Origin of the sequence: Hyphomicrobium sp. DY-1 (assembly GCF_047497105.1) — a bacterium.
In the GTDB taxonomy this organism is placed as follows: Bacteria; Pseudomonadota; Alphaproteobacteria; order Rhizobiales; family Hyphomicrobiaceae; genus Hyphomicrobium_B.
Window position 1 is genome coordinate 82,587 of the sequence record NZ_CP134870.1, and the last position, 15,523, is coordinate 98,109.

At 59.6% G+C, this 15,523-nt stretch carries 8 protein-coding genes; 7 read left to right on the plus strand and 1 reads right to left on the minus strand.

Going from position 1 to position 15,523, the window contains the following annotated elements:
- Window positions 1–211 precede the first annotated feature (211 nt).
- The 3 genes from RLW41_RS00475 to RLW41_RS00485 all read left to right on the plus strand — a co-directional run bounded on the left by RLW41_RS00475 (window position 212) and on the right by RLW41_RS00485 (window position 9,898).
- Window positions 212–5,911: a HAMP domain-containing protein gene (locus tag RLW41_RS00475; RefSeq protein ID WP_409560397.1), complete on the plus strand. Its 5,700-nt coding sequence runs from the start codon at window positions 212–214 to the stop codon at window positions 5,909–5,911.
- A gap of 11 nt (window positions 5,912–5,922) precedes the next feature.
- Window positions 5,923–7,842 (plus strand): response regulator, encoded by a 1,920-nt coding sequence (locus RLW41_RS00480; RefSeq protein WP_414463066.1) that lies wholly within the window; start codon window positions 5,923–5,925, stop codon window positions 7,840–7,842.
- A gap of 139 nt (window positions 7,843–7,981) precedes the next feature.
- A complete protein-coding gene (locus tag RLW41_RS00485; RefSeq protein ID WP_409560399.1) occupies window positions 7,982–9,898 on the plus strand; it encodes a glycoside hydrolase family 15 protein in 1,917 nt (638 codons plus the stop codon).
- Between the two features lie 17 nt (window positions 9,899–9,915).
- Here the strand turns inward: RLW41_RS00485 and RLW41_RS00490 are convergent, their stop codons facing one another.
- On the minus strand, window positions 9,916–10,977 hold the full coding sequence (locus RLW41_RS00490; protein WP_414464633.1) for an HWE histidine kinase domain-containing protein: 1,062 nt from the start codon (window positions 10,975–10,977) through the stop codon (window positions 9,916–9,918).
- Between the two features lie 328 nt (window positions 10,978–11,305).
- Here RLW41_RS00490 and RLW41_RS00495 point away from each other — a divergent pair, with 328 nt between their 5' ends.
- The 4 genes from RLW41_RS00495 to otsB are packed head-to-tail and all read left to right on the plus strand — an operon-like array spanning window position 11,306 to window position 15,505.
- Window positions 11,306–12,781, plus strand: coding sequence for an alpha,alpha-trehalose-phosphate synthase (UDP-forming) (locus RLW41_RS00495; protein WP_414463067.1), 1,476 nt, complete (start codon window positions 11,306–11,308; stop codon window positions 12,779–12,781).
- Window positions 12,778–13,587 (plus strand): ROK family protein, encoded by an 810-nt coding sequence (locus RLW41_RS00500; protein ID WP_414463068.1) that lies wholly within the window; start codon window positions 12,778–12,780, stop codon window positions 13,585–13,587. The genes RLW41_RS00495 and RLW41_RS00500 overlap by 4 nt, the downstream gene beginning before the upstream one ends.
- The gene (locus RLW41_RS00505) at window positions 13,536–14,678 is read left to right on the plus strand and encodes a carbohydrate kinase family protein (RefSeq protein ID WP_414463069.1); all 1,143 of its coding nucleotides are present in this window, start codon (window positions 13,536–13,538) and stop codon (window positions 14,676–14,678) included. The genes RLW41_RS00500 and RLW41_RS00505 overlap by 52 nt, the downstream gene beginning before the upstream one ends.
- Before the next feature lie 14 nt (window positions 14,679–14,692).
- Complete coding sequence (gene otsB, locus RLW41_RS00510) at window positions 14,693–15,505, plus strand: trehalose-phosphatase (RefSeq protein ID WP_414463070.1); 813 nt, start codon at window positions 14,693–14,695, stop codon at window positions 15,503–15,505.
- Window positions 15,506–15,523 lie beyond the last annotated feature (18 nt).

Below are 15,523 nucleotides of genomic sequence, written 5' to 3' on the forward strand. Positions count from 1 at the left end.
TTGGCCACCTTGTTCGTTCTGCTTGCTGCGGCAGTTTCTTCACGGTCTCGGCAGACCGGCGGTTCGATGACCGCGTCTCAGCCGATCATGCTTATTACCGAACCGGTCATCATAAACGGCGGGAACGCCGAGAGCGCCTGCAGGGCAATGGAACAAACTGCCGGGTTCAAGCGTTCTTCGGGGTTAAAACGCGACGCGAGGGGAGTTTTGAATGTCGGAGCAGATCAGCGCCGTTGAATCCGAGCGCTACCCTTCGGGTTCGGGCGGTGTGCTCGTCGAAATGCTCCAAACACTTCAGGCGGTTAAGGAGGGCGATTTCAGTGTCCGCATGCGCGGCGACTGGGACGGCCTGGCCGGCAAGATCGCCGACACCGTCAACGACATTATTATTACAAACCAGCGCATGGCCAATCAGCTTCAGCATTTGGGCCATGCGGTCGGCCGCGAAGGTTTGACCAACCAGCGCGTGCGGCTCGGCCTGGCGCTCGGCGCCTGGGGGGAGATGGAACAGTCCATCAACGGCCTCGTCGACGATCTGTTGCAGCCGACGACCGAGGTGACGCGCACGATCGAAGCCGTCGCGCAGGGCAATCTGTTGCAACCGATGCGGCTAGACGTCGATGGTCGTCCGCTCAAGGGCGAGTTTCTGCGGTCGGCGACGATCGTCAATACGATGATCAAGCAGTTGTCGATTTTCACCTCGGAAGTGACGCGCGTCGCCCGGGAGGTCGGCATCGAGGGCAAGCTCGGCGGCCAAGCCCAGATCGGCGAAGTGACCGGCGTCTGGAAGGACCTGACCGAGAGCGTCAACTTGATGGCCTCGAACCTGACGGCTCAGGTTCGCAACATCGCTGAAGTGACGATTGCCGTCGCCAACGGCGACCTGTCGAAGAAGATCACCGTCGACGTGCGCGGCGAGATCCTGCAGCTCAAGGAAGCCATCAATACGATGGTGGAACAGCTGCGATCGTTCGCTGCCGAAGTGACGCGCGTCGCGCGCGAGGTCGGAACCGAGGGTCGCCTCGGCGGTCAGGCCGTTGTGCCGGGCGTCGGCGGAACCTGGAAGGACTTGACCGATAACGTCAACCTGTTGGCCGCCAACCTCACGACGCAGGTTCGAAACATCGCCGAAGTGACGACGGCCGTGGCGCGCGGTGACCTTTCGCGAAAGATCACCGTCGACGTCAAAGGCGAAATTCTGGAATTGAAAAACACCATCAACACGATGGTGGATCAGCTCAATGCTTTTGCCTCCGAAGTGACGCGCGTCGCCCGCGAAGTCGGGACCGAGGGTCGCCTCGGCGGCCAAGCTGCGGTGCCGGGCGTCGCTGGTACATGGAAAGACCTCACCGACAACGTCAACTCGATGGCAGGCAACCTCACCGGCCAGGTGCGTAATATCGCCGAAGTCGCCACCGCCATTGCGCGCGGCGACCTTTCGAAGAAAGTGACGGTCAACGTCTCGGGCGAAATTCTGCAGTTGAAAGAGACCATCAACACGATGGTCGATCAGCTCAACGGCTTCGCCGGCGAGGTGACGCGCGTGGCGCGCGAGGTCGGCACCGAAGGCAAGCTTGGCGGCCAGGCGCAGGTGTCGGGTGTTGCGGGTACGTGGAAAGACTTGACCGACAGCGTCAACTCGATGGCGTCGAACCTCACGACACAGGTGCGTAACATCGCCGAGGTTTCGGGCGCCATCGCGCGTGGTGACTTGTCGAAGAAAATCGACGTCGACGTCAAAGGCGAAATTCTCGATCTCAAGACGACGATCAACACGATGGTCGATCAGCTCAACGCTTTCGCTTCCGAAGTGACGCGTGTCGCCCGCGAAGTCGGCACCGAAGGCAAGCTCGGCGGTCAGGCCGCGGTGCCGGGCGTCGCCGGTACGTGGAAGGACCTCACCGACAACGTCAACTCGATGGCGGGCAACCTGACCGGTCAGGTGCGCAACATCGCCGAAGTGACGACGGCCGTGGCGCGCGGCGACCTTTCGCGCAAGATTACGGTCGACGTCAAAGGCGAAATTCTGGAGTTGAAAAACACCATCAACACGATGGTGGACCAGCTCAATGCTTTCGCCTCCGAAGTGACGCGCGTCGCCCGCGAAGTCGGCACCGAAGGCAAGCTTGGCGGTCAGGCGCAGGTGTCGGGCGTCGCCGGTACTTGGAAGGACCTCACCGACAACGTGAACTTCATGGCCGGCAACTTGACGGCCCAGGTTCGTAACATCGCCGAAGTTGCGACCGCCATCGCGAGCGGTGACCTGTCTAAGAAGATCACCGTCGACGTGCGCGGCGAAATTCTGCTGCTGAAAGAAACGCTCAACACGATGGTCGAGCAGCTACGGTCGTTCGCTGCCGAAGTGACGCGCGTGGCCCGCGAGGTCGGTACCGAGGGCCGCCTCGGCGGTCAGGCCGTTGTGCCGGGCGTCGGCGGCACATGGAAAGACTTGACCGATAACGTCAACCTGCTCGCCGCCAACCTCACGACGCAGGTTCGAAACATCGCCGAAGTGACGACCGCTGTGGCGCGCGGCGACCTTTCGCGAAAAATTACGGTCGACGTCAAAGGCGAAATTCTCGATCTCAAGACGACGATCAACACGATGGTCGACCAGCTCAATGCCTTCGCTTCCGAAGTGACGCGCGTCGCTCGCGAAGTCGGCACTGAAGGCCGGCTCGGCGGTCAGGCGACCGTGCCGGGCGTCGCCGGTACGTGGAAGGACTTGACCGACACCGTGAACGTCATGGCTGCGAACCTTACCGAACAGGTGCGCGGCATCGTGAAGGTCGTGACCGCGGTTGCGAACGGCGACCTGAAACCGAAACTCACGGTGAAGTCGAAAGGCGAAGTGGCAGCACTCGCCGAAACGATCAACGACATGACCGAAACGCTGGCGTTGTTCGCCGATCAGGTGACGACGGTGGCGCGCGAAGTCGGCGTCGAAGGGCGTCTTGGCGGTCAGGCCAACGTGCCGGGCACCGCAGGCACGTGGAAAGATTTGACCGGCAACGTCAACCTGCTGGCCGCCAACCTCACGACACAGGTGCGCGCCATTGCCGAAGTGACGACGGCCGTCGCACGCGGCGACCTTTCGCGCACGATTCAGGTCGAAGCGCGCGGCGAAGTCGCGGAACTGAAAGACTACATCAACACGATGATCGGCAACCTGCGTCTCACGACGCAGCTCAACACCGAACAGGACTGGCTCAAGACGAACCTCGCGCGCTTCACCAGCATGCTTCAGGGGCAGCGCGATGTGATGACAGTGTCGCAGAAACTGCTGTCGGAACTCGTGCCTCTGATCAACGCGCATCAGGGTGTTATCTATCAGTACGATGCGACCAACAGCGAGTTGAAGCTGCTTGCGAGCTACGCCGATGATACGCAAGCGCCCTACCCCGAACGGCTCGGTCTTGGCTCAAGCCTCGTCGGGCAATGTGCCGTCGAAAAGCAGCGCCGCGTGCTGACCGACATTCCGCAACCGACGACGAATATCGATTCCGTCGTGTTCAAAGCGCCGCCGCGCAGCGTCATCGTGCATCCGATCACGTTCGAGGACCGCCTGAAGGCCGTCATATCGCTCAGCTCGCTGCAGAACTTTGAGCCTGCGCAGCTGACATTCCTTGAACAGCTTTCGGTGTCGATCGGCGTCGTCTTGAACAGTATCGAAGCGACGATGCAGACGGAAAGCCTGCTGATGCAGTCGCAACAGCTCGCTGGCGAGTTGCAGGATCAGCAGCGCGCGATGCAGAAGACTAACGAAGAGTTGGCGCAGAAGGCGCAACAGCTCGCCGAGCGCAACGTCGAAGTCGAACGCAAGAACGAGGAAATCGATCAGGCGCGGCGTGCGGTGGAAGAAAAGGCAGCCGAGCTTGCACTGACGTCGCGTTACAAGTCCGAATTCCTCGCCAACATGTCTCATGAGCTTAGAACGCCCCTCAACAGCATCCTCATCCTCGGGCAGCAGCTCAGCGATAACCCGGACAAGAACCTGACGGAGAAGCAGGTCGAGTTCGCGCGCACGATTCACGGCGCAGGGACCGACCTGCTGAACCTCATCAGCGATATTCTCGATTTGTCGAAGATCGAATCCGGCACCGTTTCGGTCGATGCGGAAGAGGTCGCGTTCGGCGGTCTTATCGAAGCCGTGGCGCGGCCTTTCCGCCACGAAGCCGAGCGGCGCGGTCTCGATTTCCAAGTTACGTTTGATGCTGATCTCGGTAAGACGATTTTCACGGACTCCAAGCGTCTGCAGCAGGTTCTGAAGAACCTGCTTTCGAATGCCTTCAAGTTCACGCGTGACGGGTTCGTGCGGCTGGCCGTCAAACCAGCCAACGGCAACAAGTGGAATTCCGAGCATCCCATTCTATCGACGGCTCCGACCATCGTTGCATTCGAGGTTCAGGACTCTGGTATCGGCATTCCATCCGACAAACAGAAGCTTATTTTCGAGGCCTTCCAGCAGGCCGACGCGAGCACCAGCCGCAAGTACGGCGGTACGGGTCTCGGCCTCGCGATTAGCCGCGAGCTGGCTCACCTTCTCGGCGGTGAAATTCAATTGTCGAGCGAACCCGGTGTCGGGAGCATCTTCACGCTCTACGTGCCGCTGCGCTACGCCTCGCTTGCGAGTGATGTCCGGACGAAGTCTGAAGCGAATATGACATCGCCCGTCGCGCTGCCGCATCCGGGGTTGTTGCCATCCACGATCGAGGATGACCGCGACAGTATCGTTGCCGGCGATCAGGTTCTGTTGATCGTCGAGGATGATCCGAATTTCGCTCGCATACTTCTCGACTCGGCGCACGACACCGGTTTCAAAGGCATTGTCTGCCAACGCGGCGTCGACGCTATGACGCTGGCAACGGATTACAATCCGACTGCGATTTCTCTCGATATTCACCTGCCGGATATTTTGGGTTGGTCGGTGCTCAGCCAGTTGAAGCACAATCCGCTCACCCGGCATATTCCGGTGCAAGTTCTGACACTCGACGATGATCGCCATCATGGCCTGGCGCGCGGCGCGTATTCGTTCCTGACGAAACCTTTGCAGGCGGACCAATTGAAATCGGCGCTGCGCAAGATCGGGGCGTTTTCTGCGACCGCCACCAAGAGATTGCTGATCGTCGAGGACGATCCGGCGGAACGTCTCAGCATTTCGACGCTTCTCAAAGAAAGCGACGTCGAGATTTTGACGGCGGAAGACGGCAAATCGGCGATCGACACGCTCCGGCTGGAGAATGTCGACTGCGTGGTCTTGGATCTCAAATTGCCCGACATGTCGGGCTTCGAGATCCTGGAGCACATGAGCCGGCAAGAAACGATGCGCGATATTCCGGTCATCGTGTTTACAGGGCGCGAATTGTCGAGCGACGAAAACCTGCAGATCCGGCAATATGCGCGCACCGTCGTGGTGAAGGGCGTCGAGTCGCCTGAGCGTCTGCTGGACGAGACGGCGCTCTTCCTGCATCGCGTCGTCACGGAGTTGCCGGCGGAGAAGCGAGAATTGCTGTCGCGCCTGCACGACACCGACGACTATCTGGTCGGGCGCAAAGTGCTGCTCGTCGATGACGATGCGCGTAACATCTTCGCTCTGAGCAGCCTGCTCGAACGGCGCGGCATGGAAGTGCTGACGGCGACGACCGGCCTCGAAGCCATCGAGACGCTCAGCACGACGGATGTTTCAATCGTTCTGATGGACATCATGATGCCCGAAATGGACGGATATCAGACTATGCAGAAGATCCGCAGCAGCGAGAAAAACCAGCGTCTGCCCATCATTGCGCTGACGGCCAAGGCGATGAAGGGCGACCGCGAGAAGTGCCTTGAGGCGGGTGCTTCGGATTACCTTGCAAAGCCCGTGGATACTGAGCAACTTTTGTCGGCGTTGAGAATGTGGCTACATCGTTGACGAGGACACTAATGCCTGCGGAAAACGCACCTATCGAACCCGTCAACATCCTGCTGGTCGACGATCAGCCGGGAAAGCTTTTGACGTATGAAGCCATTCTCGACGGGCTCGACGCGACGCTCATTAAAGCAACGACTGCCGAGGAAGCACTGACGGCGCTCCTCAAGACGGACATCGCCGTCATCCTGATGGACGTGTGCATGCCCGATCTCGATGGCTTCGAGCTTGCCGCGATGATCCGCGACCATCCACGCCACGAAAAGACGGCGGTGATCTTTATCTCGGCAGTGCGGCTTGAGACGGACGATCTTCTGAAAGGCTATCGAACCGGTGCCGTCGATTACGTGTCCGTGCCGGTCGTGCCGGAAATCCTGAAGGCAAAGGTACAGATTTTCGTCGAGCTTTATCGCAAGACACGGCAGCTTGACGCCCTTAATGCCGAACTCGAAGAACGCGTCAAGCAACGCGCCGAACAGCTTGAGGCGTCACACGCGGCGCTGCAAGAAAGCTCCGAGCGGCTGCGTCTCGCGAGCGAGGCCGCCAAACTCGCCACGTTCGAATACGATGCGACAACGCAGATGCTGCGCTGGTCGGCGAACACTTCAGACGTGCTACATCGCGATGTTCCCGAACAGCAAAGCTTTGAAGACTTCATGTCGGTCGTGCACGATGACGACCGCGAGATGGTCAGAAACTATGTCCGCACGGCCAACTATGCCGACAGCATTGCGGAACTCGAATATCGCGTGACGAGCGCACGCGGCATTTCGTGGATTCTCGCACGCGGACGCGCAATCAACATCGGCGAAACACAGCGCGTGCTCGGAACGGTACTCGACATTACAGAACGCAAATCGGCCGAGAGCCATCAGCAGCTTCTGATGGCCGAGCTTGACCATCGCGTTAAAAACATCCTCGCGAATGTTGCGGCAATTGCCCGGCTTTCAAGCGCCAATGCGGTTTCGGTTGCGTCGTTTGCGTCCGCGCTCGACGGGCGCATTCATGCGATGTCGTCGGCGCACGATTTGTTGCGCCAGAGCAGCTGGACGGGCGTCGACCTACACGAACTCGTGCAGGGCGCACTCGCTCCGTTCCGTTCTCGCAGCACGAACGACATCATCGTCGACGGCGACCGCATTCGCCTGACGTCCAAGTTCGGGCAGTCGATGGCTCTCGTCCTGCACGAACTCGTCACCAACGCCGTCAAGCATGGCGCGCTCTCGACAGCAGGTGGCAAGGTCAACGTTGGATGGTCGCGCATCACGACGCCGGAAGGCGATAAGATCGCGTTCTCGTGGCAGGAGCGCGGAGGACCTCATTGCAGCAAGCCGGCGCGCAATGGTTTCGGCCTTGCGGTGATCCGCAGCGCTGCATCGGAATGCGGCGGCACGGCTGAGATGACTTTCTCGCCCGAAGGATTCCAATTCGATTTCCAAGGCGAGCTTTCGTCACGCACACAACTCGTCGGCACGCGCCATATCGCGATCGTGCCAAAGGCGCGCACGCCTCTTCCCGCTGCAAACATCCCGGCCGCGCGGAGCTGCCGCATTCTTCTGGTCGAGGACGAAGCCTTGATTGCCATGCAATTGAAGCTTGATCTCGAAACGGAAGGGCATACGGTCGTCGGGCCATATGCGCAGCTTTCGGAAGGCTTGCGTGCAGCGACGGAAACCAATTTCGATATTGCGCTGCTCGACATCAACCTCGGCGCCGATAACAGCGCGCCGATTGCCGAGATTCTCGATCGGCGGATGATCCCGTTCGCCTTTACGACCGGCTACAACGACCTCGTGTTCCTGCCGCCGCGCTTGCGGGAATATCCACATCTGAAGAAGCCGTACAATCCGGGCGACGTAACGGATCTCATCAAGATGCTCGCCTTTCGCGCCGATGAGCAACACGCCGCCAGCACCTCCAATCAGGTCGCGTGAAGGATAATTTCAGCCGATACGATGGGCGTTCACGCGCATTCACGCGACCTGCGGCCATGCGACATTGTGCGGTGCGGGAAACCCGCGCTAGTTTCCAGACGTTGTTTTCGTTTTCAAAGCCTGTCTCGCGGGGAATTCGATGACTGCCAGTTCCTATCGTTCTTCACTCGATGTCGCGGCTATCGGCAACGGCCGTGTCGCGGCGCTGATCGACAAAGGCGCGCGCATCGTCTGGTGGTGTTTTCCGCGGCTCGACGGCGATCCGATTTTCTGCCGTCTGCTTGCGGGCGACGAGGAGAAAGGTTTTTGCGACGTCGTGCTCGAAGGCCAGGTGTCGGCAACGTCGAGCTACATTCGCAATACCTGCATCCTTGAAACAATACTCATTTCGGACAGCGGCGCAGCTGTCAAAGTGACGGACTTCGCGCCGCGTTTCTGGCGGTTCGACCGCTCGTTTCATCCGACGCAGCTCATGCGCCGCATCGAACCGCTGCGCGGCTTGCCACGCATTTCCGTTCGCGTTCGGCCGACGCACAGCTATGGGCAGGTCGCAGCCAGCGCTTCGCACGGCTCGAACCACGTCCGATATACGTGCGGATCGAATGCCATTAGAGTCACGACGGACATTCCCATTTCCTATGTCGTGCATGAGACGCCGTTCGCCCTGACGCATCCGATGACGCTCGTTATCGGTTCCGATGAGCCGATCGACAGCTCGATGGATGCTTTGTCTCGCGAATTCCTGGAGCGCACGCGCGACTTCTGGGTGGCGTGGGTGCGCGGCCTCGCCGTCAGCTACGAATGGCAGCCGGAAATCATTCGCGCCGCGATCCTGCTCAAACTCTGCACGTTCGAAGAGACCGGCGCGATAACCGCTGCGCTTACGACATCCATTCCAGAGGCCCCTAACACGCCGCGCACCTGGGACTACCGGTTCTGCTGGCTTCGCGACGCCTATTTCGTCATTCGTGCGCTGAACCGCCTCGGCGCGACGCAATCAATGGAGAATTACCTCGACTACATCACGACCATTGTCGCGGACGGCAAAGGCCCGCTGAAACCCCTCTACGGCATCGTACACAACGATATTGCCGCCGAACGGATCGCACCGGATCTCAATGGTTATCAAGGCATGGGGCCTGTTCGGCTCGGCAACCTCGCGTCGGACCAGCTGCAGCATGACGCCTATGGCAGTGTGATCTTAGGCGCTACGCAAATGTTCATAGATCAGCGATTGCCCCGGATGGGCGACGCCAGCATGTTTCGCGAGCTTGAGGCGCTCGGCGAACAGGCGCGCTTGCTCTATCTCGAACCGGATGCCGGCATCTGGGAATATCGCGGGCGCCAACGCATCCATACGCATTCCGCCACCATGTGCTGGGTCGCATGCGATCGGCTGGCGCGCATTGCAAAGATCCTCGGCCTCGGCGACCGGATGGCGTACTGGGCGGAAGCCGCCGAGAAAATCCGCGCGGAAATTCTCGCGCGTGCCTGGAGCGACAAGCGCCAATCGTTCACGGGAGCGTTCGATCATCAGGAGCTTGACGCGAGCGTTCTGCTGCTGCCCGATCTGGGCTTTCTGCCGCCCGACGATCCGCGCTTCGTCAAGACGTGCAACACCATCGGCCGCGAGCTGATGCGCAACGGGCTGATGCTACGCTATGCGGCCGAAGACGATTTCGGATTACCGGAATCGGCGTTTCTCGCCTGTCAGTTCTGGTACATCGATGCGCTCGCCTCGATCGGCCGCGCCGATGAAGCGCGTGAGCTGTTCGGTGAAATTCTAAGTCACCGGAATTCTTTCGGAATGCTCAGCGAAGATCTACATCCCTCGACGGGGGAGCTTTGGGGCAATCTTCCGCAGACGTATTCTATGGCCGGGCTGATCAATTCCGGCATGACGCTCTCCCGGAAGTGGGAAGACGCATGGACCGGATCAGCGGCGGCGCATCACGATGACGCCGAAAGCAGCAACAAACAGAGCCGAAGCGAGCGAGATATCGTTTCCGCCGTTACACGCAGCAACGGCGGCGGAGCGTTCGACGTCAACGGATAAGACGTTCCGCAGACGCTTCAATGCAGAGATGAAGCACGGCCGCGCGTGCGCCGCGTCGTGGCCTGTTTCAAAACGGCGACGAGCCGGCACTGGACGCCATCTTCGTTGAACTGTCTTTCGACTTGTGCGGTCGGAAAGCCGCTGTCGATCAACGTCGTTCCGAGCCCTCGCCGTTCGGGAGCGCTGACGGGGGGGCCGCCGCGCTCACTCCAGAAAAGTTCGAACTGGCTGTCGTCATTGTCGAGGCGGGTGAGCGTCCAGGTCACGGTGACCCGGCCGCGATCGTTCGACCAGGCCCCGTATTTGATGGCGTTGGTGCCCAATTCGTGCAGCGTCAAAGCAAGCGCGCTGGCGACGTCACTCGGCACGATCGTTTCCGGCCCGCGCATGACGAAACGCGCTGAGCCCGGCGGCACCAGAGGTTTCATGGTTTCGGAGATCAGCTCGCTCAATGGCGCGCCGATGAAGTTGCGCGTCGCGACGAGATCCATGGCGTTACCCATCGCCGAAAGTCGACCTCCAAGCGCGGCGGCAAACTGATCGATATCGCGCGTGTAGCGGGCTGATTGGCTCACAAGTCCAGCGATGACGGCGAATGTATTTTTCAGGCGGTGGCGTAGTTCGACATTGAGTTGTTCAAGTTGCATTTCACCCAGAGCACTGTCCTGCAGCAGTGCTTCATTGCGCGAGCGCTCGTTCAGCAGACCTTCGACCTTGCGGTTCAAGATGTGAACCACGGCGACGATCAAAACCGAAAGGATCGAAAAGCTTACAAGCGCGACGACGGTCGCATTGGTTATCGGTAGCCAGCCTGGACCGGGCAGATAGAAATACCATCCTGCGAAGAAGGACGCGACAACCACCAGCAACCCGGGTCCCGTTCCGGCGATGAGTGACGCCAGCAGAACCGCGATGAAGAACGTGAGAAACGGCGTATTGTCCTGCAGCCATTGGGACAGCGCCAGTCGCGCTAGCGCCGCGACAGCAAAAATTGCCAACCCCAACGGATATGCATACTGCGGCTTACGTCGTAGCCGCGGAAAAACTCGCTCGATCAGGTTGTCGACGAGTTGAACCATTCGTTGCACGAACGGCCCGCGCCTCCATTTTGCATTCCACGCCAGTGACGCAGCAAAGGCGCCCCAGCCCCCCAAAGATTACACAGGCTTTTCGGTAGCATGAATTGCCGATGAACGCGAGAGTTCGGGACGTTGCCGAGACCGACACGGACGTCGCAGCACAGGCTCGCTGTGGGCATTTTGCAGCGCCAAAAGAACGTATCAAGAACAAATAAACGGGCGATAAACAAATCCGGGAACCTGTCGCAATTTCGCGGGTTTATACTTCGTGGTGCTGCGCGAGGGGCCGGTATCAGATCAGTTTCTCGCGCGCGTGGAAGGAGGTCTCTTGGCCAGACTCGTCATGGTCTCTAACCGCGTCATCGACTTCAACGCTGCCCAACAGGCAGGCGGTGTCGGTGTCGCGATCTACAATACCCTCGAACGCCAAAGCGGCTTTTGGTTTGGATGGGACGGTCAAATCGAAGAGACCGATCAACCCGGGCCCAAGTCTATTACTGTCGGTGGACATACCACGGTGACAGAGCCGCTCACGGCAGCCGATTACAACGACTACTATCTCGGTTATTCAAATTCGGTTCTTTGGCCGGTCTTTCATAACCGCCTCGACCTCGCGCAATTCGAAGCCGGATATTACGCGCGCTATGTCGAAGTGAATGCGCGGTTTGCGCGCCATCTGGCGCCCCTGCTTAAGCCCGACGACGTTATCTGGATACACGACTATCACTTGGTGCCGATGGCGCGAGAGCTGCGCAAGCTCGGCGTCGAAAATCCAATCGGTTTCTTTCTGCATATCCCGATCGGTCCGGCGCAGTCGCTACTTGCGATCCCGGAGAACAAAGAGATTGCGCGGGCGCTCGGCGCCTATGATCTTATTGGGTTGCAGACGCAGTCAGATGTCCGCAACCTGATCGATTTCTTGCAGCGGAGCGTCTATGGCAGGCTGTTGCCTTCCGGGCGTATCCGCGTCGATGACACCGAACTCGACATCGGCTGTTTTCCTGTCGGTATCGACCCGAAAGATTTTGCATTCGGGCCGGGCGAAGAGGAAGCCTTGGCGGCGAACGAGGCTGGCGATATCCATCGCATCATCGGCATCGACCGGCTCGACTACACGAAGGGACTGCCACAAAAATTCAAAGCCTACGGAAAATTTCTCGAAGACTTTCCCGAGTATCGCCGGAGCGTCGTGCTTTCGCAGTTTGCGCCGCCGACACGCGAGAGTGTCGAAGCGTATGCAGACATCAAGGCCGAGCTTGAATCGCTCGCCGGTTCTATCAACGGGCGCTACGGCGAACTCGATTGGGTGCCGATCAATTACATTCACCGCACGATCCCGCGCAGCGAATTGCGCGATATCTACCGAACGTCGCGCATCGGCCTCGTTACGCCGCTAATGGATGGCATGAACCTCGTCGCGAAGGAATATATCGCGTCGCAGAACCCCGTCGATCCGGGCGTGCTTATCCTGTCTAAGTTTGCGGGCGCCGCTGAGCAACTCTCGGACGCTGTGCTCGTTAATCCCTATGACCTGAACGATATCTCTCAGGGCATCAAGACTGCACTGGAGATGTCTCCCGCCGAACGGCGGCAGCGTTACCAGAAGCTGATGAAAACGGTCTGCAAGAGCGATGCGGACGCGTGGGGCAGCAGCTATTTCTCGGCGCTGCTTAAAGCGGGTCAGCGTCGTATCGCACGGTCGCCGAAATCGCCACCCGAAATGGGAAAGGCGCTCGAGCGCTTGCAACGCGCAACTAAAAAAAACACCACTGACAGCCGGCTCTCGGCAAATGTGGGGACATGATGAATGTTACGGTAGATAAAATCAGCATTGCGAAGTCGGATGAGATCATCAAAAGCCCAAATATCCTGTGCGTCGATATCGGCGGCACGCTGATCAAGGCCGCGACCGTCAACGAGAACGGCACGTTGATCTCGGACTTCATCACGACACAGACGCCAAAGCCGTCGACACCGGAAACGATCGTCGATCTCATCGTCGACGTCGTAAAATCGCTTCCGGCTTTTGGGCGTGTTTCCGTGGGGTTTCCCGGTGTCGTCGGGCGACATCACGTCAAGACCGCGCCTAATCTCGGAACGCCGCATTGGTGCGAGTTCGATCTCGAACTGACGCTCACTCAGAGGCTCAATGCACCGGTGCGCGTGCTCAACGATGCCATCGTCTACGGCCTTGGCGTCGCCAAGGGGCCAGGCCGCGAATGCGTCCTGACGTTCGGCACAGGCATGGGATGTGCGCTGTTCGTCAACGGCTCGGCCTTCTTCGGGCTGGAGCTTGGACAGCATCACGCGCGCGACGATATCAACTACGATCGCTACATCGGACACACGGCCTATCTTGAACTCGGCCTCGACGCTTGGAATGAGCGTGCCAAGTATGTCTTGAGTTCCGTGCAGGGCCTGACGAACGTTGACCGGCTTTACATCGGCGGCGGAAACTCGCGGCGCCTGACGTTCGATCTTCCGCCCTGGGCTAGCGTGGTGCCGCCTTCCACCGGCATTTCGGGCGGCGCGCGGTTGTGGCGTCCGGAGATGGATCAATGGTTCCGAAAGACAAGCGATCTGATGGGAGCCGCTTCGGAACAGCGATGAACGTCCTCACCATTGGCGGCGCAATGGTTGATACGATCGTCACGATCGCAAGTGACAAGATCGAACAGATCAAGATGCGCAACGCTGAGAGTTCGTTTTTGTTGCTCGAAGAGGGCCAGAAAACCGAAGTCGAGGAGATCGCGTCGAGCGGCGGCGGCGGCGCGCTGAACTCTGCGGTGGCCGCGGCGCGGCTCGGCCATAACACATCCATCATCGCAAAAGTCGGCCATGACGACAAAGCCGATATCGTGCGCAGCCTGCTGCGCGCAGAAGGCGTGGACATCACGTGGCTAGCCGCCGACGAGAGTGAGCCAACGGGCGCATCCGTCATCATCTCATCGCATGATCGCAACGCTGCCGTCTTTACCTACCGCGGCGCCAACACGCGTTTGCGACCGGAGGATTTTCCTGCCGAAGCGTTCGCCGGACGTCAGCTCGTGTACGTGGCCAATCTCAGCAATGAGTCGGCAGATTGCTATCCGCTGGTCGTGGAACGCGCGAAAAGCGCCGGGGCGCGGCTTGCGGTCAATCCCGGCATCCGTCAGCTTACGGCGCGCTTCGACGATTTCTGGCAAAGCCTCAAACATATCGACATTCTGTGCGTGAACCGCGCGGAAGCGCAGACGCTGATGCCACGACTGCTGCAATCGTTCGGAGACGGCGGAGCTCCGCTGATCGTCGGCAAAGACGATCCGCTGCCGCCGCTGGCCAAGCGTGGCCTGCGTAACGGCGGATACGAGATGACGCTTGCCAAGTTTCTGAGCGCGCTGATCGAACTCGGCGTCGGCGCCGTCGTGCTGACGGACGGTGCGAACGGTGCGTTCATCGCCAGAGGGCAAGATCTTCATTACCGCGCGGCGCAGCATGTCGTCGCAGCGGCAACAACAGGGGCCGGCGACGCGTTCTCGGCCACGTTCGCATGTTATCTAGCAGACACGAACGATGCCGTACGGGCGCTCAGCGCAGCTTCGATCAATGCCGCGAGCGTCGTGCAGCATATTGATACACAGACGGGGCTTTTATCCCGGCCGGTGTTAGAGCGAGAACTGGCGCACGAAAGCGAAGCTGCGCTTCTCAGTTTCCCGATCTAGGAAGGACATTCGGAATGCAGCATTTGAGGGTCGAGCAAACCGATACGGGTATTTCGCCGCGCGAGCGCGCTGCGGCACTGCGTGCGAACGTCGAGAAGCTTGTTTCGTCCGAGGAACCGGTTGCGATCTTTCTCGATATCGACGGCACACTGCTCGATGTCGCCCTGACGCCATCAACAGTGCATGTCCCGCCCATTTTGCCGGATCTCATCAGCTCACTGTCCCAGCGCCTTGCAGGCGCCGTTGCGATCATCACAGGACGGCCGCTGATGGAAGCCGATCGCCTGCTCAGTCCCTCGAAGTTCATTGGTGCGGGCGTTCACGGTGGACAGATGCGACTTGCGGCTGACGGCGAGATCGAAACGTTGACGCCGAGCTTCGATCCCGGACTGCAGGCTGCGATCAAGAAGATCGTGCATGAATTGCCTGGCGTCGTCTTCGAAGACAAAGGCAGCGGCATCGCCCTGCACTACCGGCTGGTTCCCGACATGCAACAGCCGTTGACCGATCTTCTCGAAGCGCTGCTTCCGCTCTATCCCAACCAATTCAAGATCTGCGGTGGGCGGAAGGTCGTTGAAATCCTGCCGGTCGGCTTCTCGAAGGGACGGGCGCTGCGCCGAATTGCGTCTCTCCCGCAGTTTGCGAACAAGACGCCGGTGATGCTAGGCGACGATATTTCAGATGTCGATGCGTTCCAGGCGGCGGAGGATTTGAGCGGCTTCGGTCTGAAAGTCGCGGGCGAGAATTTCTCGAAGGACGAAGCCTCGTTTCAGGGGCCTGCCGACGTCCTGAACTGGCTACAGATGCTCGCGGGAACGGGACGCTGACCGCTGCTGTGCGCTTTG

What these genes read in the sequence shown, in the direction of transcription:
- otsB (WP_414463070.1), top strand. Translation starts at nt 14,693, where the DNA reads ATGCAGCATTTGAGGGTCGAGCAAACCGATACGGGTATTTCGCCGCGC.
- RLW41_RS00480 (WP_414463066.1), top strand. Translation starts at nt 5,923, where the DNA reads ATGCCTGCGGAAAACGCACCTATCGAACCCGTCAACATCCTGCTGGTC.
- RLW41_RS00485 (WP_409560399.1), top strand. Translation starts at nt 7,982, where the DNA reads ATGACTGCCAGTTCCTATCGTTCTTCACTCGATGTCGCGGCTATCGGC.
- RLW41_RS00505 (WP_414463069.1), top strand. Translation starts at nt 13,536, where the DNA reads ATGGTTCCGAAAGACAAGCGATCTGATGGGAGCCGCTTCGGAACAGCG.
- RLW41_RS00500 (WP_414463068.1), top strand. Translation starts at nt 12,778, where the DNA reads ATGATGAATGTTACGGTAGATAAAATCAGCATTGCGAAGTCGGATGAG.
- RLW41_RS00490 (WP_414464633.1), bottom strand. Translation starts at nt 10,977, where the DNA reads ATGGTTCAACTCGTCGACAACCTGATCGAGCGAGTTTTTCCGCGGCTA.
- RLW41_RS00475 (WP_409560397.1), top strand. Translation starts at nt 212, where the DNA reads ATGTCGGAGCAGATCAGCGCCGTTGAATCCGAGCGCTACCCTTCGGGT.